The sequence below is a fragment of the Flavobacterium sp. UW10123 genome (genome assembly GCF_040538975.1).
Lineage (GTDB): Bacteria > Bacteroidota > Bacteroidia > Flavobacteriales > Flavobacteriaceae > Flavobacterium.
In genome coordinates this window covers 191,469-209,864 of the sequence record NZ_JBEWQE010000009.1, presented here as the reverse complement: position 1 = coordinate 209,864, position 18,396 = coordinate 191,469, and the positions used below count along the sequence as shown (strand labels likewise).

19 protein-coding genes are annotated in these 18,396 nt (G+C 33.3%); 5 read left to right on the top strand and 14 right to left on the bottom strand.

All coding sequences use genetic code 11. The features are described from left to right. Window positions 1-281 precede the first annotated feature (281 nt). Both ABXT06_RS12380 and ABXT06_RS12375 read left to right on the top strand, forming a co-directional pair. A complete protein-coding gene (locus ABXT06_RS12380) occupies window positions 282-1,547 on the top strand; it encodes a C10 family peptidase (protein ID WP_354591030.1) in 1,266 nt (421 codons plus the stop codon). 47 nt (window positions 1,548-1,594) lie between these two features. Further along, window positions 1,595-2,029: a hypothetical protein gene (locus tag ABXT06_RS12375; RefSeq protein WP_354591029.1), complete on the top strand. Its 435-nt coding sequence runs from the start codon at window positions 1,595-1,597 to the stop codon at window positions 2,027-2,029. A gap of 209 nt (window positions 2,030-2,238) precedes the next feature. On the opposite strand, the gene ABXT06_RS12370 is transcribed toward ABXT06_RS12375, so the two are convergent. The 8 genes from ABXT06_RS12370 to ABXT06_RS12335 form a co-directional block, all read right to left on the bottom strand. Beyond that, window positions 2,239-3,321: a bifunctional 3-deoxy-7-phosphoheptulonate synthase/chorismate mutase type II gene (locus ABXT06_RS12370; protein ID WP_073410583.1), complete on the bottom strand. Its 1,083-nt coding sequence runs from the start codon at window positions 3,319-3,321 to the stop codon at window positions 2,239-2,241. 12 nt (window positions 3,322-3,333) lie between these two features. Next, on the bottom strand, window positions 3,334-4,191 hold the full coding sequence (locus ABXT06_RS12365) for a prephenate dehydrogenase (protein WP_354591028.1): 858 nt from the start codon (window positions 4,189-4,191) through the stop codon (window positions 3,334-3,336). Between the two features lie 109 nt (window positions 4,192-4,300). Then, complete coding sequence (locus ABXT06_RS12360; protein ID WP_111376515.1) at window positions 4,301-5,446, bottom strand: pyridoxal phosphate-dependent aminotransferase; 1,146 nt, start codon at window positions 5,444-5,446, stop codon at window positions 4,301-4,303. Window positions 5,447-5,610: 164 nt separating this feature from the next. Beyond that, a complete protein-coding gene (locus tag ABXT06_RS12355; RefSeq protein WP_354591027.1) occupies window positions 5,611-6,438 on the bottom strand; it encodes a prephenate dehydratase in 828 nt (275 codons plus the stop codon). Between the two features lie 543 nt (window positions 6,439-6,981). Then, complete coding sequence (locus ABXT06_RS12350) at window positions 6,982-9,375, bottom strand: ribonucleoside-diphosphate reductase subunit alpha (protein ID WP_354591026.1); 2,394 nt, start codon at window positions 9,373-9,375, stop codon at window positions 6,982-6,984. A 262-nt stretch (window positions 9,376-9,637) separates the two neighbouring features. Next, window positions 9,638-10,615, bottom strand: coding sequence for a ribonucleotide-diphosphate reductase subunit beta (locus ABXT06_RS12345; RefSeq protein WP_091494805.1), 978 nt, complete (start codon window positions 10,613-10,615; stop codon window positions 9,638-9,640). Window positions 10,616-10,950: 335 nt separating this feature from the next. Then, window positions 10,951-11,520, bottom strand: coding sequence for a DUF3109 family protein (locus ABXT06_RS12340; RefSeq protein WP_354591025.1), 570 nt, complete (start codon window positions 11,518-11,520; stop codon window positions 10,951-10,953). An 86-nt stretch (window positions 11,521-11,606) separates the two neighbouring features. After that, window positions 11,607-12,386 (bottom strand): hypothetical protein, encoded by a 780-nt coding sequence (locus ABXT06_RS12335; protein WP_354591024.1) that lies wholly within the window; start codon window positions 12,384-12,386, stop codon window positions 11,607-11,609. Between the two features lie 291 nt (window positions 12,387-12,677). Here ABXT06_RS12335 and ABXT06_RS12330 point away from each other — a divergent pair, with 291 nt between their 5' ends. The 3 genes from ABXT06_RS12330 to ABXT06_RS12320 all read left to right on the top strand — a co-directional run bounded on the left by ABXT06_RS12330 (window position 12,678) and on the right by ABXT06_RS12320 (window position 14,174). Next, complete coding sequence (locus tag ABXT06_RS12330) at window positions 12,678-13,256, top strand: MarC family protein (RefSeq protein WP_008465051.1); 579 nt, start codon at window positions 12,678-12,680, stop codon at window positions 13,254-13,256. Window positions 13,257-13,363: 107 nt separating this feature from the next. Next, complete coding sequence (locus tag ABXT06_RS12325) at window positions 13,364-13,567, top strand: hypothetical protein (RefSeq protein WP_095928256.1); 204 nt, start codon at window positions 13,364-13,366, stop codon at window positions 13,565-13,567. 1 nt (window position 13,568) lies between these two features. Next, complete coding sequence (locus ABXT06_RS12320; protein ID WP_354591060.1) at window positions 13,569-14,174, top strand: FAD-dependent oxidoreductase; 606 nt, start codon at window positions 13,569-13,571, stop codon at window positions 14,172-14,174. Window positions 14,175-14,179: 5 nt separating this feature from the next. Here ABXT06_RS12320 and ABXT06_RS12315 read toward each other — a convergent pair whose 3' ends face one another. The 6 genes from ABXT06_RS12315 to ABXT06_RS12290 all read right to left on the bottom strand — a co-directional run bounded on the left by ABXT06_RS12315 (window position 14,180) and on the right by ABXT06_RS12290 (window position 18,272). Beyond that, complete coding sequence (locus ABXT06_RS12315; RefSeq protein WP_354591023.1) at window positions 14,180-14,794, bottom strand: hypothetical protein; 615 nt, start codon at window positions 14,792-14,794, stop codon at window positions 14,180-14,182. A 36-nt stretch (window positions 14,795-14,830) separates the two neighbouring features. Further along, entirely contained in the window at window positions 14,831-15,148 is a 318-nt protein-coding gene (locus tag ABXT06_RS12310; protein ID WP_354591022.1) for a hypothetical protein, read from the bottom strand. 133 nt (window positions 15,149-15,281) lie between these two features. Then, entirely contained in the window at window positions 15,282-15,647 is a 366-nt protein-coding gene (locus ABXT06_RS12305; protein ID WP_111365862.1) for a nuclear transport factor 2 family protein, read from the bottom strand. A gap of 16 nt (window positions 15,648-15,663) precedes the next feature. Further along, entirely contained in the window at window positions 15,664-17,241 is a 1,578-nt protein-coding gene (locus ABXT06_RS12300; RefSeq protein WP_354591021.1) for a S41 family peptidase, read from the bottom strand. Beyond that, window positions 17,241-17,672: a deoxycytidylate deaminase gene (locus ABXT06_RS12295; RefSeq protein WP_008465062.1), complete on the bottom strand. Its 432-nt coding sequence runs from the start codon at window positions 17,670-17,672 to the stop codon at window positions 17,241-17,243. Before ABXT06_RS12295 ends, ABXT06_RS12300 begins: the two co-directional genes overlap by 1 nt. A gap of 6 nt (window positions 17,673-17,678) precedes the next feature. Further along, the gene (locus tag ABXT06_RS12290; RefSeq protein WP_201999638.1) at window positions 17,679-18,272 is read right to left on the bottom strand and encodes a HupE/UreJ family protein; all 594 of its coding nucleotides are present in this window, start codon (window positions 18,270-18,272) and stop codon (window positions 17,679-17,681) included. Between the last annotated feature and the right edge of the window lie 124 nt (window positions 18,273-18,396).

The following is an 18,396-nucleotide window of genomic DNA, read 5'->3' as shown; positions in this document are numbered from 1 at the left end:
TTTAGATTGCTGATTTTAGATTTTTAGATTCCTCTTAAAACTAAAAATTTTAAAAGACAAAATTACAGTTTTTCTAATGGAAAGTTATTCAATCCATTATTTAAAAATTCATTGGCACTACAATTTAAAGAATTAGACTAAAAAACTTATTAAAGTTATTTAATAAACCAAATACTATTATTTAAAATAATTGCATTTAATTAACAAATATTAAACTACTTTTAATATTTTTATAACAGAATTTTCTTAAGTAAATCTATCTATTAACAAAAAAAGTAAAAATGAAAAAAAGCAAACCAAACCCAAATCACACCAAATTCAATCTTTATGGATTAACAAAAATTCTTTTTTTAGTAATTACTCTTCTATTTTTAGCAAGTTGCAGTAATGAAAAAGAGGATGGAGAACTTAATCCTTCATCAAATTCAACAAATAAGGTTTCGAAAGAAACTATTATTTTAATTGCTCAAAATTTTTTTAAGAATACAAGTATTACAGGAAAAAATGTAATACAAAATAGAACTATCAAAAGCACAAAGGAATATGTTACATCAAAAAAAGAAAGTGCTTTTTATGTTATAAATTATAACGAAGGCGGATTTATTATATTGGCTGCTGATAATCGAGTAAGTCCAATTTTAGCCTATTCTGATTCAGGAAATTTTGCGACTACAGATCAGCAAATTATTCCTCCTGTAGCTTATTGGATGGAAGGACAAAAAAAAGAAATTCAAGCCAAAATTAGCAACAATCAAGTTCAAACCAAAGAAATAAAAAGTGAGTGGAACGCTATTACAAATAAAAGCACTGCTCAAATAAAAACAACTAGTAAAACGTCTTATGTTGAGCCAGAAGACCCAACAAGCTGCCCAGATTATTCTACTTATGTTAAAGGTCCACTTTTAACAACAAATTGGGGGCAGGGCGATGGATATAATAATCTTTTAGCTTTGAACTGTTCTCATGACTATTATTTTGGATACAAAGCGGCTACAGGTTGTGTTGCCACCTCAATGGCGCAAATTATGCGCTATTTTCAAAAACCTAATACCTACAACTGGAATAATATGCCAAATAATGGGCAATATGGATATGGAACTTATGACATACAACTTTTAATGAAGAATGCAGGTGCTTCAGTGAATATGTCATATGGATGTGGCTTATCAAGTGCAGTTACAGCAAATGCTGCAACCGCTTTAAAAAATACATTTGGCTATCACTATGCAACATTTGGCAATTTTAATTTAAACACTGTTATTCAAAATCTTAACAATAACCGACCAGTTATTTTAACAGGAGGAACAAATTCTGGTGGAAGTTATGTAAATGGACACGCATGGGTTTGTGATGGCTATAGTCAAACTACAATTTATCATAAGGATGATTATGGTGTTTGTCTGGGAGCTAGCACATATCAAGCAATTTTGCATATGAACTGGGGTTGGGATGGTGATTACAACGGTTATTATAGTGTCGGAAGCTTTAACCCTGGAACATATACTTTCAATTATCAAAATGGAATGTTATACGATATTGGTCTTTAATTTATTTTATTAATTTGAAAACTCTATTTTTTATTTTTCTAATCTTAATGGGAACATCAGAACATAACTCGCGTCCTACAGATCAAGCAACTGTATTAGGAAGAAGTATAGATATTGAATTAAAAAACAAAATTGGTATTAATTTGTTGGGAACTGAGAAATTCCCAATTACAGGAATTTTGGTCAAATATTATAGTAATGATTTGCAACCTCCACAAGCAAAGAGCAGTATAATTTTAGACAATCCTAATAATATATTATTTATAGATCAAAGAGAATCTAAATATGTTAAGGTATTTTTAAATTATTCAAAATCTGAAGATTTCCCCATGACTTATATTCATTGGAATAAAACTGATATAGATACTATTAAAGCAAAATATAAAAAAAATGAAAATTCTATAGTACTTGAGAAGTTGTGGATTTTCAAAAACAATTCGTGGGAAGAGATCAAATCAAAACCGTTGGTTCTAATTAAGTAAATCTTAAAGGCTAAATTCTATAAAAAGTATATAGAATTTAGCCTTTTTTAATTTTAATCATTTTTGGCAAAAAAAAATCCTCAAACTTTTTCCAAAGTGTTGAGGATTCTTAAAAAACAATCTATTTTTAATTAGTGCTATAATAAAATTTAGAGAATCGTTTTGCTTCAATTTAAATTAACTTATATCACTTATATGTTTAAAGAAAATTATGCGTTGAAAATTTTCTCTTGGTGTCCGATACTTTCTTGGTGAATCGCTTTGAACATTCTTAAAACGAACTCTTCAGTAAGACCTTTTTTCTCACCTTCAAGGATCATTTTACCTAAGATTTCGTTCCAACGGTTGTTTTGAAGAATTGCAACGTTTGCATCTTTTTTCACTTGACCAATTTCGTCAGCCACTTTCATACGTTTTCCTAACAACTCTAATAAGTTAGCATCCAAAACGTCGATGTTAGCTCTTAACTTAGTCATTTTTTGGCTGTACTCATCTGTAGTATCATCCGTTTTTCTGATAGTCAAATCTTTGATGATTTGTTTCAAAGCATCTGGAGTTACTTGTTGTGCAGCATCAGACCAAGCGTTGTCTGGATCGATATGAGTTTCGATAATCATACCATCGTAGTTCAAGTCTAAAGCCTCTTGAGTTACTTCAAAAATCATTTTACGATCTCCAGTAATGTGAGATGGATCGATGATTAATGGCAAATCAGGGAATTTATTTTGTAATTCGATAGCAATCTGCCACTCTGGAATGTTTCTGTATTTTGTTTTTTCGTAAGTAGAGAAACCTCTGTGAATAACACCTAATTTCTCTATTCCTGCCATGTGTAAACGCTCAACACCACCTAACCATAAAGCTAAATCTGGGTTTACAGGGTTTTTAACCAAAACGATTTTATCAGTTCCTTTTAAAGTATCAGCAATTTCCTGAACTGCGAAAGGGTTTGCAGTTGTACGTGCACCAACCCATAATACGTCGATATCGTGTTCTAAAGCTAGTTTACAGTGCGCTGCAGTCGCAACTTCTGTTCCCATTAATAAACCAGTTTCAGCTTTTGCTTTTTGTAACCATTTTAATCCAATTTCACCAACACCTTCAAATCCTCCCGGACGAGTTCTTGGTTTCCAGATTCCAGCTCTGAATACACTTACTTTTGAATCTTTTAATTCGTGAGCAATTTTCAAAACCTGATCTTCAGTTTCTGCACTACAAGGTCCAGCTATCACAAGTGGGTGATTTAAATTGAAATCTTCTAACCACTTTCTCATTTCTTTTTTATTTTCCATCGTTTTTATAGTTTACTTTTTTATAGTTATTCCGTTTAATATTTCTCTAATTTTATTTACGCTTTCCATTTCTTCAAAAATGGCGTTGTAATTGTCGTCTGCCAGCAAATCTCTAAATTGAGTTAAATTTGCGATATACCCTTCTAAGGTTTCCAGAACGTATTCTTTGTTTTGTTTAAAAATTGGTGTCCACATTGCGGGTGAACTTTTTGCCAAACGTACGGTACTTTCAAATCCACTTCCCGCCATATCAAAAATATCCTGTTCGTCTTTTTCTTTTATCATTACTGTTTTTCCGAGCATAAACGAACTGATGTGCGATAAATGCGAAACATAAGCAATGTGTTTGTCGTGCGAAATCGGATCCATATATCGAATCCTCATTCCTATTTCGCTGAAAAGCTGCAATGCTTTTTCCTGCAACTTGAAAGCGGTTTTTTCCACTTCACAAATAATGTTTGTTTTTCCGTTAAACAAACCTTTTATTGCTGCTGAAGGTCCGGAAAACTCTGTTCCTGCAATTGGATGCGTGGCAATAAAATTTCTTCTTTTTGGATGATTGGCCACTACATCGCAGATTGGCTTTTTGGTCGATCCTACTTCAAAAACTATCGTTTTATCTCCAACTGCATCCAGAACTTTAGGCAAAACCGTCAACGCTACATCTACGGGAACCGAAACGATTACAAAATCTGCTTTTTGTAAATCTTCGAAGCTTCCTGCTTCGTCAATAACTCCAAGATCAATTGCTTCCTGCAAATGTTTTTCGTTATTATCAATTCCGAAAATAGTCGCATTCGGATGCTTTTCTTTGATGTCTAACACCATCGAACCGCCTATTAATCCTATTCCTATTACGTATACTTTCATACTATCTTTTTAATTTCCAATTTTAAAATTCCAAATTCCAACCTTATTTACCGCAAAGGATTTACGCAAGGTTCGCAAAATCTGAAATCTAAAATCTGCATTCTAAAATCTAAAATCGATCAATCGCTTCCTGTACTTTTTCTTCTTTCACACACAATGAGAATCTGATATATCCTTCGCCGTTGCTTCCGAAAATCGTTCCCGGCGTGATGAAAATATGTTTCTCGTATAATATTTCGTCAATGAACTTCTCTGCTGATTCTATTCCTTCTGGCAATTTTGCCCAAACAAAAAGACCAACTCCTTCTTTATATACTTTACAGTTTAACTTTTCAGCCAATTTCTCCGTTAATTCTCTACGGCGTCTGTAAATTTTGTTTTGGTCTTCAAACCAAGATTTATCACATTTCAAAGCTGCAATAGCGCCTTTCTGGATTCCGTAATACATTCCGCTGTCCATGTTGCTTTTTACTTTCAGGACTGCATCAATAATTTCAGGATTTCCTAAAACCATTCCGACTCTCCAGCCTGCCATGTTGAATGTTTTACTTAACGAATTCAATTCTAAAGCCACATCTTTCGCTCCTTCAACTTGCAGTAAACTCATCGGATTATCATTCAAAACAAAACTATACGGATTGTCATTAATCAATAATATATTATGTTTTTTAGCAAAAGCAACCAATTTTTCAAATAACGCTAAACTTCCTCTGGCTCCTGTTGGCATGTGTGGGTATCCCAGCCACATAATTTTTACTTTCGAAAGGTCTAATTTTTCTAAAGCTTCAAAATCCGGTTCCCATCCGTTTTCTTCTTTTAAATCGTAATAAACCGGAACTGCCTGAACCAAATTAGTTACCGAAGTATAAGTTGGATAACCTGGATTCGGAATCAAAACGTGATCGCCTTCATTTAAAAATGCTAACGAAATGTGCATAATTCCTTCTTTTGAACCCATCAATGGTAAAATCTCATTATTCGGATTCACTTCAACACCAAACTGATCACGATAGAAATCCGCCATCGCCTGTCTCATTTCTGGTAATCCCTGATAGCTTTGATAGCCATGTCCGTTTTCGTCTTGAATTGCTGCAGCGACTGCTTCAATTACTGCTTTTGACGGACTCAAATCAGGGCTTCCAATTCCCATGTTGATGATCGATTTTCCTTCAGACATCAACTGACGAACTTCTCTTAGTTTTGACGAGAAATAATATTCTTCAACTGTGTCTAATCGTTTTGCTGTTGTAATCATTGTTTTTAATTTTTGCTATATGCTTTAAGCTTTACACTATATGCTTTTTCTTTTTTGACTTGTCACCCTGAGCGAAGTCGAAGGGCTTTCCAATTGGAACATGGGCTTCGACTTCGCTCAGCCTGACAAAACTTTTAACTTCTAACCTATAACTTTTAACCTTCTTAAGGTCTAGTATTCTTATATTCTCCCAACACTTTGAAATATTCTGCCATTATATTCAATAACGCTTTGGCTTTTGCAAAATCTTCGTATTTCTCGAATGTTACGTCTACGAAGAATGAATATTTCCAAGGAGTTTCAATTTTTGGAAGCGACTGAATCTTTGTCAAATTCAGTTTGCAGTCGCTCATTACATTCAAAACTGCTGCTAAGCTTCCTCTTTTGTGATCTAATTCAAACTTTACAGATGCTCTGTTGATTTCGCTTTCTGGCAAAAATGAATTTTGCTTTTTGATGATTACGAAACGAGTCATATTGTTTTTGATCGTTTGAATCGATGGCGCAATAATATCAAGATCGTACATTTCTGAAGCCGTTACACTTGCAATTGCAGCAATTCCTGTTAATTGTTTTTCCTGAATTCTTCTTGCTGTTTCTGCTGTATCTTTATCCTCAACCAATTTGATATTTGGATATTGTTTCAAGAAATCCATACACTGTAAAAGTGCCATTGGGTGCGAATGAACTTCTCTAATATCTTCAATTTTCTGACCTTTTAAAGCCATTAAATTCTGCTGAATATTTAAATAATGCTCTCCAATTATGTGTAAATTATTCTTGTCAATTAAAGCATAATTCGGAATAATTGGCCCTGCAATTGAATTTTCGATCGCCATAACGGCCTGATCAGATTTTCCGGCAATAAGGCTATCGATCAATTCTTCAAAAGACAAACACTCATCAATATCCACATTTTCAGAGAAATACTCTTTCACAACCTGATGATGAAATGATCCTTTTATACCTTGTATTGCAATTTTCGTTGTCATATAGTCAAAAAAAAATCCTGATTTGCATCAGGATTGTATATTAGTTTTATTTGTCTTAAAATTTTTCTCAAATAACCATAGCACAATCCTGACTTCTACTAAAGAAGAAATAAAAATTGTTGCTAAAATAAAAACGGTTACTTGCCATTTTGTTTGTGTTTTGTTTTAAATTCTCTGCGAATGTATAAATTATTTTTAGTGCACCAAAAAAAAGATTGCATTTTATGAAACAAAAAAGGATTTCTTAACAAATTTAGCAGGTTTTGTATGATAATATAAAAAAATCGGCTTAAAATGAGATATATACAATGGTAATTTTTAGATTCTAAGATTCTAAGTTGCTAAGATTCTAAGGTTTTTTCGCCACGAATTCACGAATTAGCGCAAATTGTTGTGGTTATTTAATTCTAATTACACAGATTTTAAAATAAAAATCGTGAATTCGTGGCAAAAAAAAAGCAGCTATCATTACAATAACTGCTTTCTATAAATTAAGAATAAATCTTTCTTCTTTATTCTATCTTCTTTTATCTGATAAAAAAATTAAGACCCACACATCTCACAATCCTCAGGATCTGCAGCTTGTGCCTTAAGCAGCATCGCTTTGTAATCCTCAACACTGATTGCTTCAGTTTCCTGAACTAAAGATGGAGCTGTTTCTTCTTTTTTATCGTTGTTCAATGTGAATTTAATCGCATCTACAGCCGCTTTTGTTCTTAAGTAATACATTCCAGTTTTTAAACCTGACTGCCAAGCGTAAAAGTGCATTGACGTTAATTTAGAATAGTTTGCATCCTGCATGAACAAGTTCAACGATTGCGACTGGTCAATGAAATATCCTCTTTGGCGAGACATATCAATAATATCTTTCATCGACATTTCCCAAACTGTTTTATAAAGATCTTTCAAGTCTTGCGGAATAATATCAATATTTTGAACAGATCCGTTATGACGCATAATTTCTTGTTTCAATGACTCGTTCCATAAACCTAGTTTTACTAAGTCTTCAAGTAAATGTTTGTTTACTACGATGAACTCTCCAGACAATACACGACGCGTGTAAATGTTTGAAGTATATGGTTCGAAAGCTTCGTTGTTTCCAAGAATCTGAGAAGTTGAAGCTGTTGGCATTGGCGCAACTAATAATGAGTTACGAACTCCGTGTTCCATCACTTCTTTTCTTAAAGAAGCCCAATCCCAACGACCTGATAATTCTTCATCTTTCATTCCCCACATATTATGTTGGAATTCTCCTTGTGACATTGGCGAACCTTCGAAAGTCGAATACGGTCCTTCTTCTTTTGCCATTTCCATAGAAGCAGTTACGGCTGCGAAGTATAACGTTTCGAAAATCTCTTGGTTCAACGCTTTTGCTTCGTCGCTTGTAAACGGCATACGCAACATAATGAAAGCATCTGCTAAACCTTGCACTCCTAATCCAACCGGGCGGTGACGCATGTTTGAGTTTTCAGCTTCTTTTACTGGATAGTAGTTTCTGTCGATTACTTTGTTCAAGTTACGAGTTACACGTTTTGTAACATTGTAAAGTGCTTGGTGATCAAACTGTCCATTTTCGATAAACATTGGCAATGAGATTGAAGCCAAGTTACAAACTGCAATTTCATCTTTAGATGTAAACTCCATAATCTCTGTACACAAGTTAGAAGAACGAATTGTTCCTAAATTCTTGTGGTTCGATTTGCGGTTTGCTGCATCTTTGTACAACATATATGGTGTTCCAGTCTCGATTTGTGACTCAAGGATTTTCTCCCATAATTCACGAGCACGGATTGTTTTTCTTCCTTTTCCTTGAAATTCATAATCTGTATACAATGCTTCAAATTCGTCTCCGTAAACATCATATAAACCTGGACATTCGTTTGGACACATTAAAGTCCATGTTGAATCTTCCTGAACACGTTTCATGAATAAATCTGAAGTCCACATCGCGAAGAATAAATCTCTCGCACGCATTTCTTCTTTTCCTGTATTTTTCTTTAAATCTAAGAAATCGAAAATATCAGCATGCCACGTTTCGATGTAAATCGCAAAACTTCCTTTACGTTTTCCACCACCTTGATCTACGTAACGAGCCGTATCGTTAAATACTCTCAACATCGGAACAATTCCGTTTGAAGTTCCATTTGTACCGCGAATATAAGATCCTGTTGCACGAACGTTATGAATAGAAAGTCCAATTCCTCCCGCTGACTGCGAGATTTTTGCTGTTTGTTTTAATGTGTCGTAAATACCATCAATACTATCATCTTGCATTGCCAAAAGGAAGCAAGAAGACATTTGTGGTTTTGGAGTTCCAGCATTGAACAACGTTGGCGTTGCATGCGTAAAGAACTTTTTAGACATTAAATCATAAGTTTCAATAACCGACTTTAAATCGTCTAAGTGAATACCAACAGAAACACGCATTAACATGTGCTGTGGACGCTCAACGATTTTTCCGTTTATTTTAAGAAGATAAGAACGCTCTAAAGTTTTAAAACCAAAGTAATCGTAATTAAAATCTCTTGTATAAATAATATGAGAATCTAAAAAAGCAGCGTTATCCTGAATCACTTTGTAAACATCATCAGCAATTAATGGAGCATCTTGTCCATTTCTTGGATTTACGTAGTGATACATATCTTTCATCGTTTCTGAGAAAGATTTTTTTGTATTTGAATGCAGGTTAGAAATAGCTATACGAGCTGCTAATTGAGCATAATCAGGATGCGCAATTGTCATAGAAGCCGCCGTTTCTGCAGCAAGATTATCCAATTCAGAAGTCGAAACCCCATCATACAATCCTTCGATAACTCTCATGGCTACCTTAACTGGATCTACGAGCTCATTTAAGCCGTAACACAATTTTTTGATTCTTTCTGTAATCTTATCAAACATTACGGGCTCTCTGTGGCCATCTCTTTTTACTACATACATAAGCTTACCTTTTATAGTTATTGAAAAAATGAAAGTAACTAGAGAACGGACTCTAGCACTTAAACATTGCGTGTTTTTAAATTAATTTTAGAGAATTACCAAATTCTCAATAGTTACTCGTTTCAAATTCGAAAATCGAATTTAAATGCGTCAAAAATTGCTATTGAATCTACGACTTGGGGAAAGAGATTCAACCTTAAAATATTCCTGTAATCTTTTTTTAGTGTCTCTTGAAGATAGACACTAAAAGTATTTTTGTTGTCTAAAAATCTGCATCAAATGAAATTTTCTGAGCATCACTGTCATTGTTCATAACACCTGACTTTTGATACTCTGCAACACGTTTTTCAAAGAAATTAGTTTTTCCTTGAAGAGAAATCATGTCCATGAAATCGAATGGATTCGCTGATCCGTATACACGCTCGCATCCTAATTCTACTAGAAGTCTATCAGCAACGAACTCTAAATATTGTGTCATTAAAGTAGCGTTCATACCAATTAAACTTACCGGAAGAGATTCAGTAACAAACTGTCTTTCGATATCTAAGGCATCGACAATAATTTCTTTAATTCTTTCTTTTGGCACTTTGTTTACCAAATGGTGATTATGCAAGTGAACTGCAAAGTCACAATGTACACCTTCGTCACGAGAAATCAACTCATTAGAGAATGTTAAACCAGGCATTAAACCACGTTTTTTCAACCAATAAATTGAACAGAAGGCACCAGAGAAGAAAATACCTTCAACTGCAGCAAAAGCAATAAGTCTTTCAGCAAATGAATCAGACTCGATCCATTTTAAAGCCCATTCTCCTTTTTTAGCAATAGCAGGGAAAACTTCCAAAGCATTAAACAATTCTGTTTTTTCTGCTTCATCTTTCACGTAAGTATCAATTAATAAAGAATACGTTTCACTATGAATATTTTCCATCATAATCTGGAAACCATAGAAAAACTTCGCTTCTGCATATTGAACTTCGTTTACAAAGTTCTCAGCCAAATTTTCATTTACGATTCCGTCAGAAGCAGCAAAAAATGCTAAGATATGTTTAATAAAATATCTTTCATCATCATTCAATTTGTTATTCCAGTCTGTCAAATCTTGGTGTAAGTCGATTTCTTCTGCAGTCCAAAAACTTGCTTCCATCTTTTTATACCACTCCCAAATATCATGATGCTTAATCGGAAAAATAACGAAGCGATTTTTATTTTCTTGTAATATTGGTTCGATTTGTGACATGACAGATTCTGTTAATTTTTTTATTGAATTTTTACACATTCAGTGCACTACAAAGATTGTCAATTAACGTCAAAAATAAAAGCCAAACTTATTCACAATCGGACGTAGTTTTTAACAAAGGCTAAAATTTGAAAAATTTTTCAGACAATAATTAATTTACTGCAAATGAATGATTTAAAAGCTATTCTACACTTCAAAAGCCCGTAAAATATAGACTTTTTAGAATAAAAAGCAAGAATTTTTAAATAGTTTTAAAAAGTTTTTTTCGGGTCAAAACTTTATTTTTTTGAGCTAAAAAACGATCTCAAAAAAAGGTAATAATTACACTTTAAAGTTTATGAATTTTTGAGTTCTTCGGCTACTTTTTCTAGTTCCAAGTACCAGTCTTCGCCAAAGCGTCTTATCAGTGCTTCTTTTACAAATTTGTAAACCGGAACTTCCAATTCTTTTCCTAACGAACAAGCATCATCACAAATATCCCATTTATCATAATTGACTGCAGCAAATTCTGTGAAGTCTTTTACACGAATTGGATATAAATGACAAGAAACTGGTTTTTTCCAATCTACTATTCCTTGATTGTAAGCTTGCTCAATTCCGCAAAGTGCCGTTTTTCCGTCAAAAATTACATAAGCGCAATCTTTATTATCGATAAGCGGCGTTTCGAGATCACCATCGGTTCCTTTCACCCAAGTTCCTTGCGCTTCTATTGCATCAATTCCTTCTTTCCTCAAAAAAGGCTTTACTTTTGGGTAAATTTCTTCTAAAATTTTTGTCTCGGCTTCGTTTAAAGGCGCGCCAGCATCTCCATCAACACAACAAGCCCCTTTGCATGCTGACAAATTGCACACAAATTCTTTTTCGAGGATATCCTCTGATACTATGGTTTTTCCTAATTGAAACATTTTGCAAAGGTAACTAAAGATTCAGGAAATAAAAACCGCTCCTAATATATGTTCTTAGTCTAAATAACCTGACTTACAAACCCATTTTACATGAATTTATAATCTGATTTATTGAAAGTAAAAGCGCTCTTTTCTAAACTAACGCATTTCATTGTAGTCACTTTTTTGCTTTTTAGATCTTTCATCGTCATATCCATTAGCAAAGTACGCTCATCTGGTTTGAAGTAATTAATGAATTCATCAGGAATTTTCCAGCCTTTTTGATTTTTAAACATATCTCCAAAACTCACTTTTGCTTCGTTTGTGTAATAACAAATAATATCGTGTTCACTATTTGTCATTTGTATTCCTTTGCAATTGTATCCTAAAAAAGTTTTATTGGGCAATGTCTTAATCGTGTATTTTGATTTTTCTCCTTCCTTTTTTGCCATTGCCGAATAATCTGGCATTTTTGAAGCTGTAGCCATTTTGCTTTTACCATCACCAAACCCCGTCACCGTTATATTATTTTTAGAATCCATTATCATCATATTTTGTCCTTTTCCCTGATCTATATTCATTGCAAAATAAGAAGCATTTGGTTCTAGAAAATAATTTGCATTCATAGCCTTACCTTCATCTGTTTTAATTTCCATAATATATTTCCAACTAAAAGAATAAGAATCTGGAACTGCCGAAGGATCAACTTTGTTTTTACTATAATTTAAAACGGCATTTTCCATACTTGCATTTTGCTCAGCACTTCCGCTGTCACTTTGACCTTTTTGTTGTGCTGCTTTTTTAATTTGCTGCCAGATTTGGGCTTGTGAACTATTGTATGAAAACAACAAACACAAGAAAACTATAACACACATCATCTTTTTCATAATTTCCCCTTTTAAATTCACAACAAATTTACCAATTGATTTTCAGTAAGTTATAATTTTTAACGTTTGATTATATGAACTTTGCCAAATGAGGAAAACAAATAAATTGAGTTCAAAAATAAAACGTCCTTTTTTCTTCAAATCAACAACTCAAACAGTAAAATGTTACATATATCACATTTTACCTAACTGAACAATGTTTTTATAACAAAAATACATTCTAACGAAAAAACACCTAACTTTATTAACTACTTTTGCAGCAGTTTTTTAAACCCTAAAAATCAAAGCGATATGTTAGAAATCGATTTTAAAGAAATCATTACCGTTAGTATGGTACTTTTTGCCGTAATTGATATTGTTGGTTCGATTCCGATTATTGTGAATTTAAGAGCCAAAGTCGGACACATCGAATCTGAAAAAGCTTCTATTGTTGCTGGAGCTATAATGATTGTCTTTCTTTTTGTTGGAGAAGGTTTACTAAACTTAATTGGCATCGACGTTCATTCGTTTGCCGTTGCTGGATCGTTTGTTTTGTTCTTTTTGGCTTTAGAAATGATTTTAGGAATTAGAATCTATCGTGACGAAGAACCTGGATCAGCGTCTATTGTGCCTTTGGCTTTTCCTTTAATTGCGGGAGCAGGAACAATGACCACTTTATTATCCCTTCGTTCTCAATTTCATACTATTAATATTATCATAGCGATTGTACTAAACATTATCTTGGTTTACATCGTTTTGAAGTCTTCTAAAAAAATCGAAAACCTATTAGGAGAGAACGGACTGGGAGTGGTTCGCAAGACATTTGGAGTGATACTTTTAGCAATTGCTGTTAAATTATTCGCTGCTAATGTTAAAGGTTTGTTTGTCTAAAATTTATTTTTATAAATTTACCCCGTAAAATTTCTAAAATACAACTTTAAGGCAATTTCCCCATAAAGTTCTACTTTATTATTTTAGGCAAAAACAAAAACAACCTTATGAAAATTTTCACTTCAATCTTAGTGCTTTTGGCATTAGCTTTAATCGTTTTTAATATTACGCTATTAGACTTTCAAAACCCTTTCCAAGGAGATAGTATGGTAGCTTTTATTGGAATCGCCGCTTCATTTTGCGCTGTTTTGATTCTTTTGATTTTTAGAATTTCAAAGAGAATTGAAGAAAAAATGAATGACAACAGATAATATGTTTGATGTTTTAATTATCGGCGGAGGAGTGTCAGGAATGTCCTGTGCTTTGGTCTTAGGATCCGCAAAAAACAAAACTTTTGTTACTGATAAAAAAATCGGAATTTTTACCCACCAGAAAAATTCTTCTTTACAAGAGGCAATATTTTATAACGCTTACGGAATTACACCAGGAAAATTAGGTTCTGAACTTTTAACAGAAAGCACACAGGATTTAACGACAACTTACCCACACATTACTCAGATTCCAAATGAAAAAGTAATGAAAATTGAGGGCAGTTATCCTGAATTTACCGTAGTAACCAACAAAAATTCATACAAAACAAAAAATATCGTAGTTGGAATTGGCTCTGCCAATACTTTCGACATTGAAGGTTTAATTCAATTTGTTGAACCTCACAAAAAAGCACTTCCAGAAAAACAGCGTATTCAGCTTAAAAATGAAGATCATAAAGTTGCTGATGGCATTTATGCAATCGGAACTTTGGCTGGCTGGAGAAGTCAGTTGGCAATTGCTGCCGGAAGTGGTGCAGCTGTAGCAACAGATATTCTTACTTTATGGAATAACGGCGTGCAAACACACGCTCATGATAGCATTCGATAAAATTACTATTTGAATTTCACTTTATTATAAGTTGGCAATTCTGGTAAAGGCATTGCCAATGTATCTGTACGCATTGAAAAAGATATTATCGCTTTCTTTTTTTCAGCAAAAGAAAGAGTGTCTTTTATCTTTTCATATTTTCCTTCAATCTGATTTATTTTTAAAGCGACATATAATTTCTTTATAACGGAATCTATATTGTTCTTTTTCTGAAAATAATATTCATAATACTTTTCTTCGTTGTTAGAATGAACCACTTTTAGCCTAAACGTTGGAGAACTTTCCATACAGCCATCTTGTTTATACGAACTTATAAGAGCTTTGTTTTGATCAATTTCAGGTAAACACTTCACCAAATCAGTTATTAATTTCGCATCAACCTTCGAATAAAAATAAAATTCAGTTTTATTTGGAGAAAATTCGCAGACATAAGTTTGATTATCCCCATTTAAATTTATAATGGAATATAATTTTGGTTGAATATAAAATTTCCCTTTAAAAGATTCTGTAGGATATTTTAAATCCCAGTTATAACAGATAAGTTCAACACTTCTAATATCTTTTTGGCTTGAAGAGCATCCAAAACTAAAAAAGACAAAACCTATCAGAAGTTTTTTCATATATTAAAACTAGCCTCTTTTAATGAAATTAAATCTTTATTTAACCGAAACGATTTGGGTTACTTTAATATGGTTTTCATCTTCGGTTTTCCATTTTTCTCCTTTAACAGATACCACATCTCCAATTTTTAGTTGTTTGTAGTTTTGAGGTCCGCCTACGTTTACAATACTAATTGTGGCAAAATATACCTCTTTGACATCTGTTGTAATTTTGGCTGTGTAACCATCTTTACCTGCTTCTATGCCATCAACTTTTCCTGAAACTATAGCATTCGTGTCGTTTTTCATAGTTGTACAAGAGATTATAAAAGTCATTAGAAGTGTTAGAAAACTTATTCTTGTTAGGTTTTTCATGTTTTAAAAATTTAAATGTGAGTAATCTCCAAGATTACGATATTTTTTTTTTTGCCACAGATTAAGAGGATTAAAAAAGATTATAATCTGTGTTAATCTTTTTAATCTGTGGCTATATATTTTCAACCAAAATTTATGCCAGCTGAACACAGCTTCCTGCTATAACTTTTAGATTTTTTCCTATTTTTTTCCAGACTCTTATATACTTAAAAACTCCGTTAATTGGATTGCCATCATAAGCCCCTTTTAATGCAACTGTAACCGTAACCACAGCCGAATCGCCAATTATATTAACAATTTGATCTGAACCTTCTAAAGAATCAATTTTAATCTTTCCAGAACGGTATGTTTGTAAATCGAAATCTTTAGTGATGGTTTGTCCGTCGGGCATATTAAACAATAAATCATCATGAAGGATTGTTTCCAAAGCCATAACATCCGATTTTTTAATTGCAGTCAAGAGTTCGATTTCTGCATCAACAACGGTTTCTATTTTCATGATATAAGGATTGAAGTTATTTCTTCGGAGTAAGAATTGTTTTTATCATGGCATCTTCTTTTAAGATCACATCATAATAATACAATTCTCCATACAGCTGTCGTGCAAATTCAGCTGTAATATGGCGGTTTACCAACGCTTTTGTTTTATCCAATTTCAAATCCAAACCTGTCATCAAGATATAATTCTTGAATTTCTTAAAATATGTATCTGAACTTTTCATTTTAGCTAAAAACTCAGCAAAATTAGAGCCTGCAAAAGCATTTCTATTTTTATCTAATTCTTCAAAAACAAAATGTCCCACAATTCCTGTTTGCAGTAAATAAGCAACATTTTCATTTCCGTGCTCTGCTTCCATCGGCACAAAAACATCAGGAACGATTCCGCCGCCGCCATAAACTATTTTTCCTTTAGGAGTTTTGAATTTTAAAGAATCAGCCACTTTTATACTGTCTTTTGCATACAGTTCTCCTGTAGCAATTCTAGCTTCAGATTCTTTAAAGTATTCTTCGTTACCTTTTTTATACGGTTTTTGAATCGATCTTCCCGTTGGCGTATAATAACGTGCTACAGTCAATCTTACTGCAGACCCATCGTTAAAGTCCATTTCACGTTGCACTAAACCTTTTCCAAAAGAACGACGTCCTACGATAGTTCCACGATCATTATCTTGAATTGCTCCAGCTAAAATTTCACTTGCAGAGGCGCTATTTTCATTAATTAAAACATATACTTTTCCAGTTTCAAAACTTCCTGCTTTTGTGGCGTATGTTTTTTCAGTAGAACCGTTTTTACTTTTTGTAAAGACAATTAACTGTTTGTCTTTCAAAAATTCATCGGCAATTGCGATCGCCTCTTCCATATAACCACCGCCATTGTCGCGAAGATCAATTACAAGAGACTGAATTCCTTTTTGTTTTAATCTTGTTAAACCTGTTTTGAATTCGTTGAAAGTAGTTTCCGCAAAACGGTTTATTTTAATGTATCCAACGTTATTTCCAACCAGCAATGAAGCATCAACGCTTTTAATCGGAATGATATCTCGTTTTACTTTAAACTTTAGTTTCTTTTGTTCTGATTTTCTAAAAACCGTCAGCTCGATTTCTGAACCCTGAAGACCTTTTAATTTAGAAAACAAACTATCTGAAGGCAATTTTCTACCATATAATTTGGTTTTCCCTGCAAATAAAATTCGATCGCCAGATTTTATTCCTGCTTTAGCTGAAGGTCCGTTTTCAACTGGTTTTATAATCGCAACCGAATCTTTATACATATAAAAATTGATTCCGATTCCGACGAAATCTCCTTTCATGCTTTCGGCAACCTCAGCTTGTTCGCTTGGCGGAATATAAACAGAATGCGGATCTAATTTGGAAAGTATATTATCGACTGTAAGATTTACAATCGAATCGGTATTTACGCTATCAACATATTCTGTATTGATAAAATCAATGAGTTTGTTAAGTTTGGTTTTTGAGTAATTTTTAGCCAAAAGCTGGTCGCTTGCGGGAGCGTTCATCAAGCTTCCGGCAATTGTTCCAAGAGCAAAAGTAGCTCCTATTACTATTGGCAAATATTTTGGATTAAATTTCATTACTCTTCTAAAACAGGAATGTGCTCTACTTCTACACCTGCTTTTATTAAAAATTGAATTCCAGAATCATCACGATATCCATCTTTATACACCACTCTTTTTATTCCAGACTGATGTATTAATTTGCTGCATTCTTTGCAAGGCGAAAGCGTGATATATAATGTCGCTCCTTCGCAAGATTGTGTTGATCTTGCTACTTTCAGGATTGCATTTGCTTCGGCATGTAAAACATCCCAGCGTGTTAATCCGTTTTCGTCTTCGCAGCAATTTTCAAATCCAGACGGTGTTCCGTTGTAACCGTCAGAAATAATCATTCTATCTTTTACGATAATAGCGCCAACTTGTTTACGTTTACAGTAAGAAAGCAGACTCCACTCTTTTGCAATTCGCAGATATGCTTTATCGTATTTATTCAGTTTTTTTACTTCCATTTAAATTTATCTGTTCCAAATTGGGCTTTCAATAATCATCGGAATTACAACTCCAATAATAAAAGCCGACATTACAAGTGCCCAGTCACGTTTTGAAAAACGGAAAACTGTCTGCACTATATATGAAATTACCAGAACAACAAAAACTACTACTAGCTGAGCAGCTTCGATTCCTAAGGCAAATTCTCCTAAAGGCAACAATTTTGAGGTAGCTGAACCGCCTAAAATTGTTTTGAAATAATTAGAAAAACCTAGTCCGTGAATAATTCCAAAGAATAAAGTTATGAAAAATACCAGATTTACACCATCATTTTTTGAAGTCTTTCCTGCAGTAAATAAATGATAAAGAGCTGTTACCAGAATTGTAATCGGAATCAGGAATTCTACAACGTCTACTTTTATGGCAATTATGCCGTAAACTGAAAGAACTAAAGCCAAAGTGTGGCCAATTGTAAAAAGAGAAACCAATAAAAAAATTCTTTTCCAGTCTTTAAAAAGATACGGAACAGTTAAGGCGATTAAAAAAAGAACGTGATCGTAAGCGTTGATATCTAAAACGTGTTTCAATCCTATTTGAAAATAAATCCAAAATTGTGACATAGGTAATCTATAATTTAAATAATTAGGGGTTGTAAACTTACGATTAATTTTCAAACTTAAATATTGAAGACATTAAATCCTTCAATAAAGAAAAGTTAAATTTTATGAGAATTTTAAAATCGAT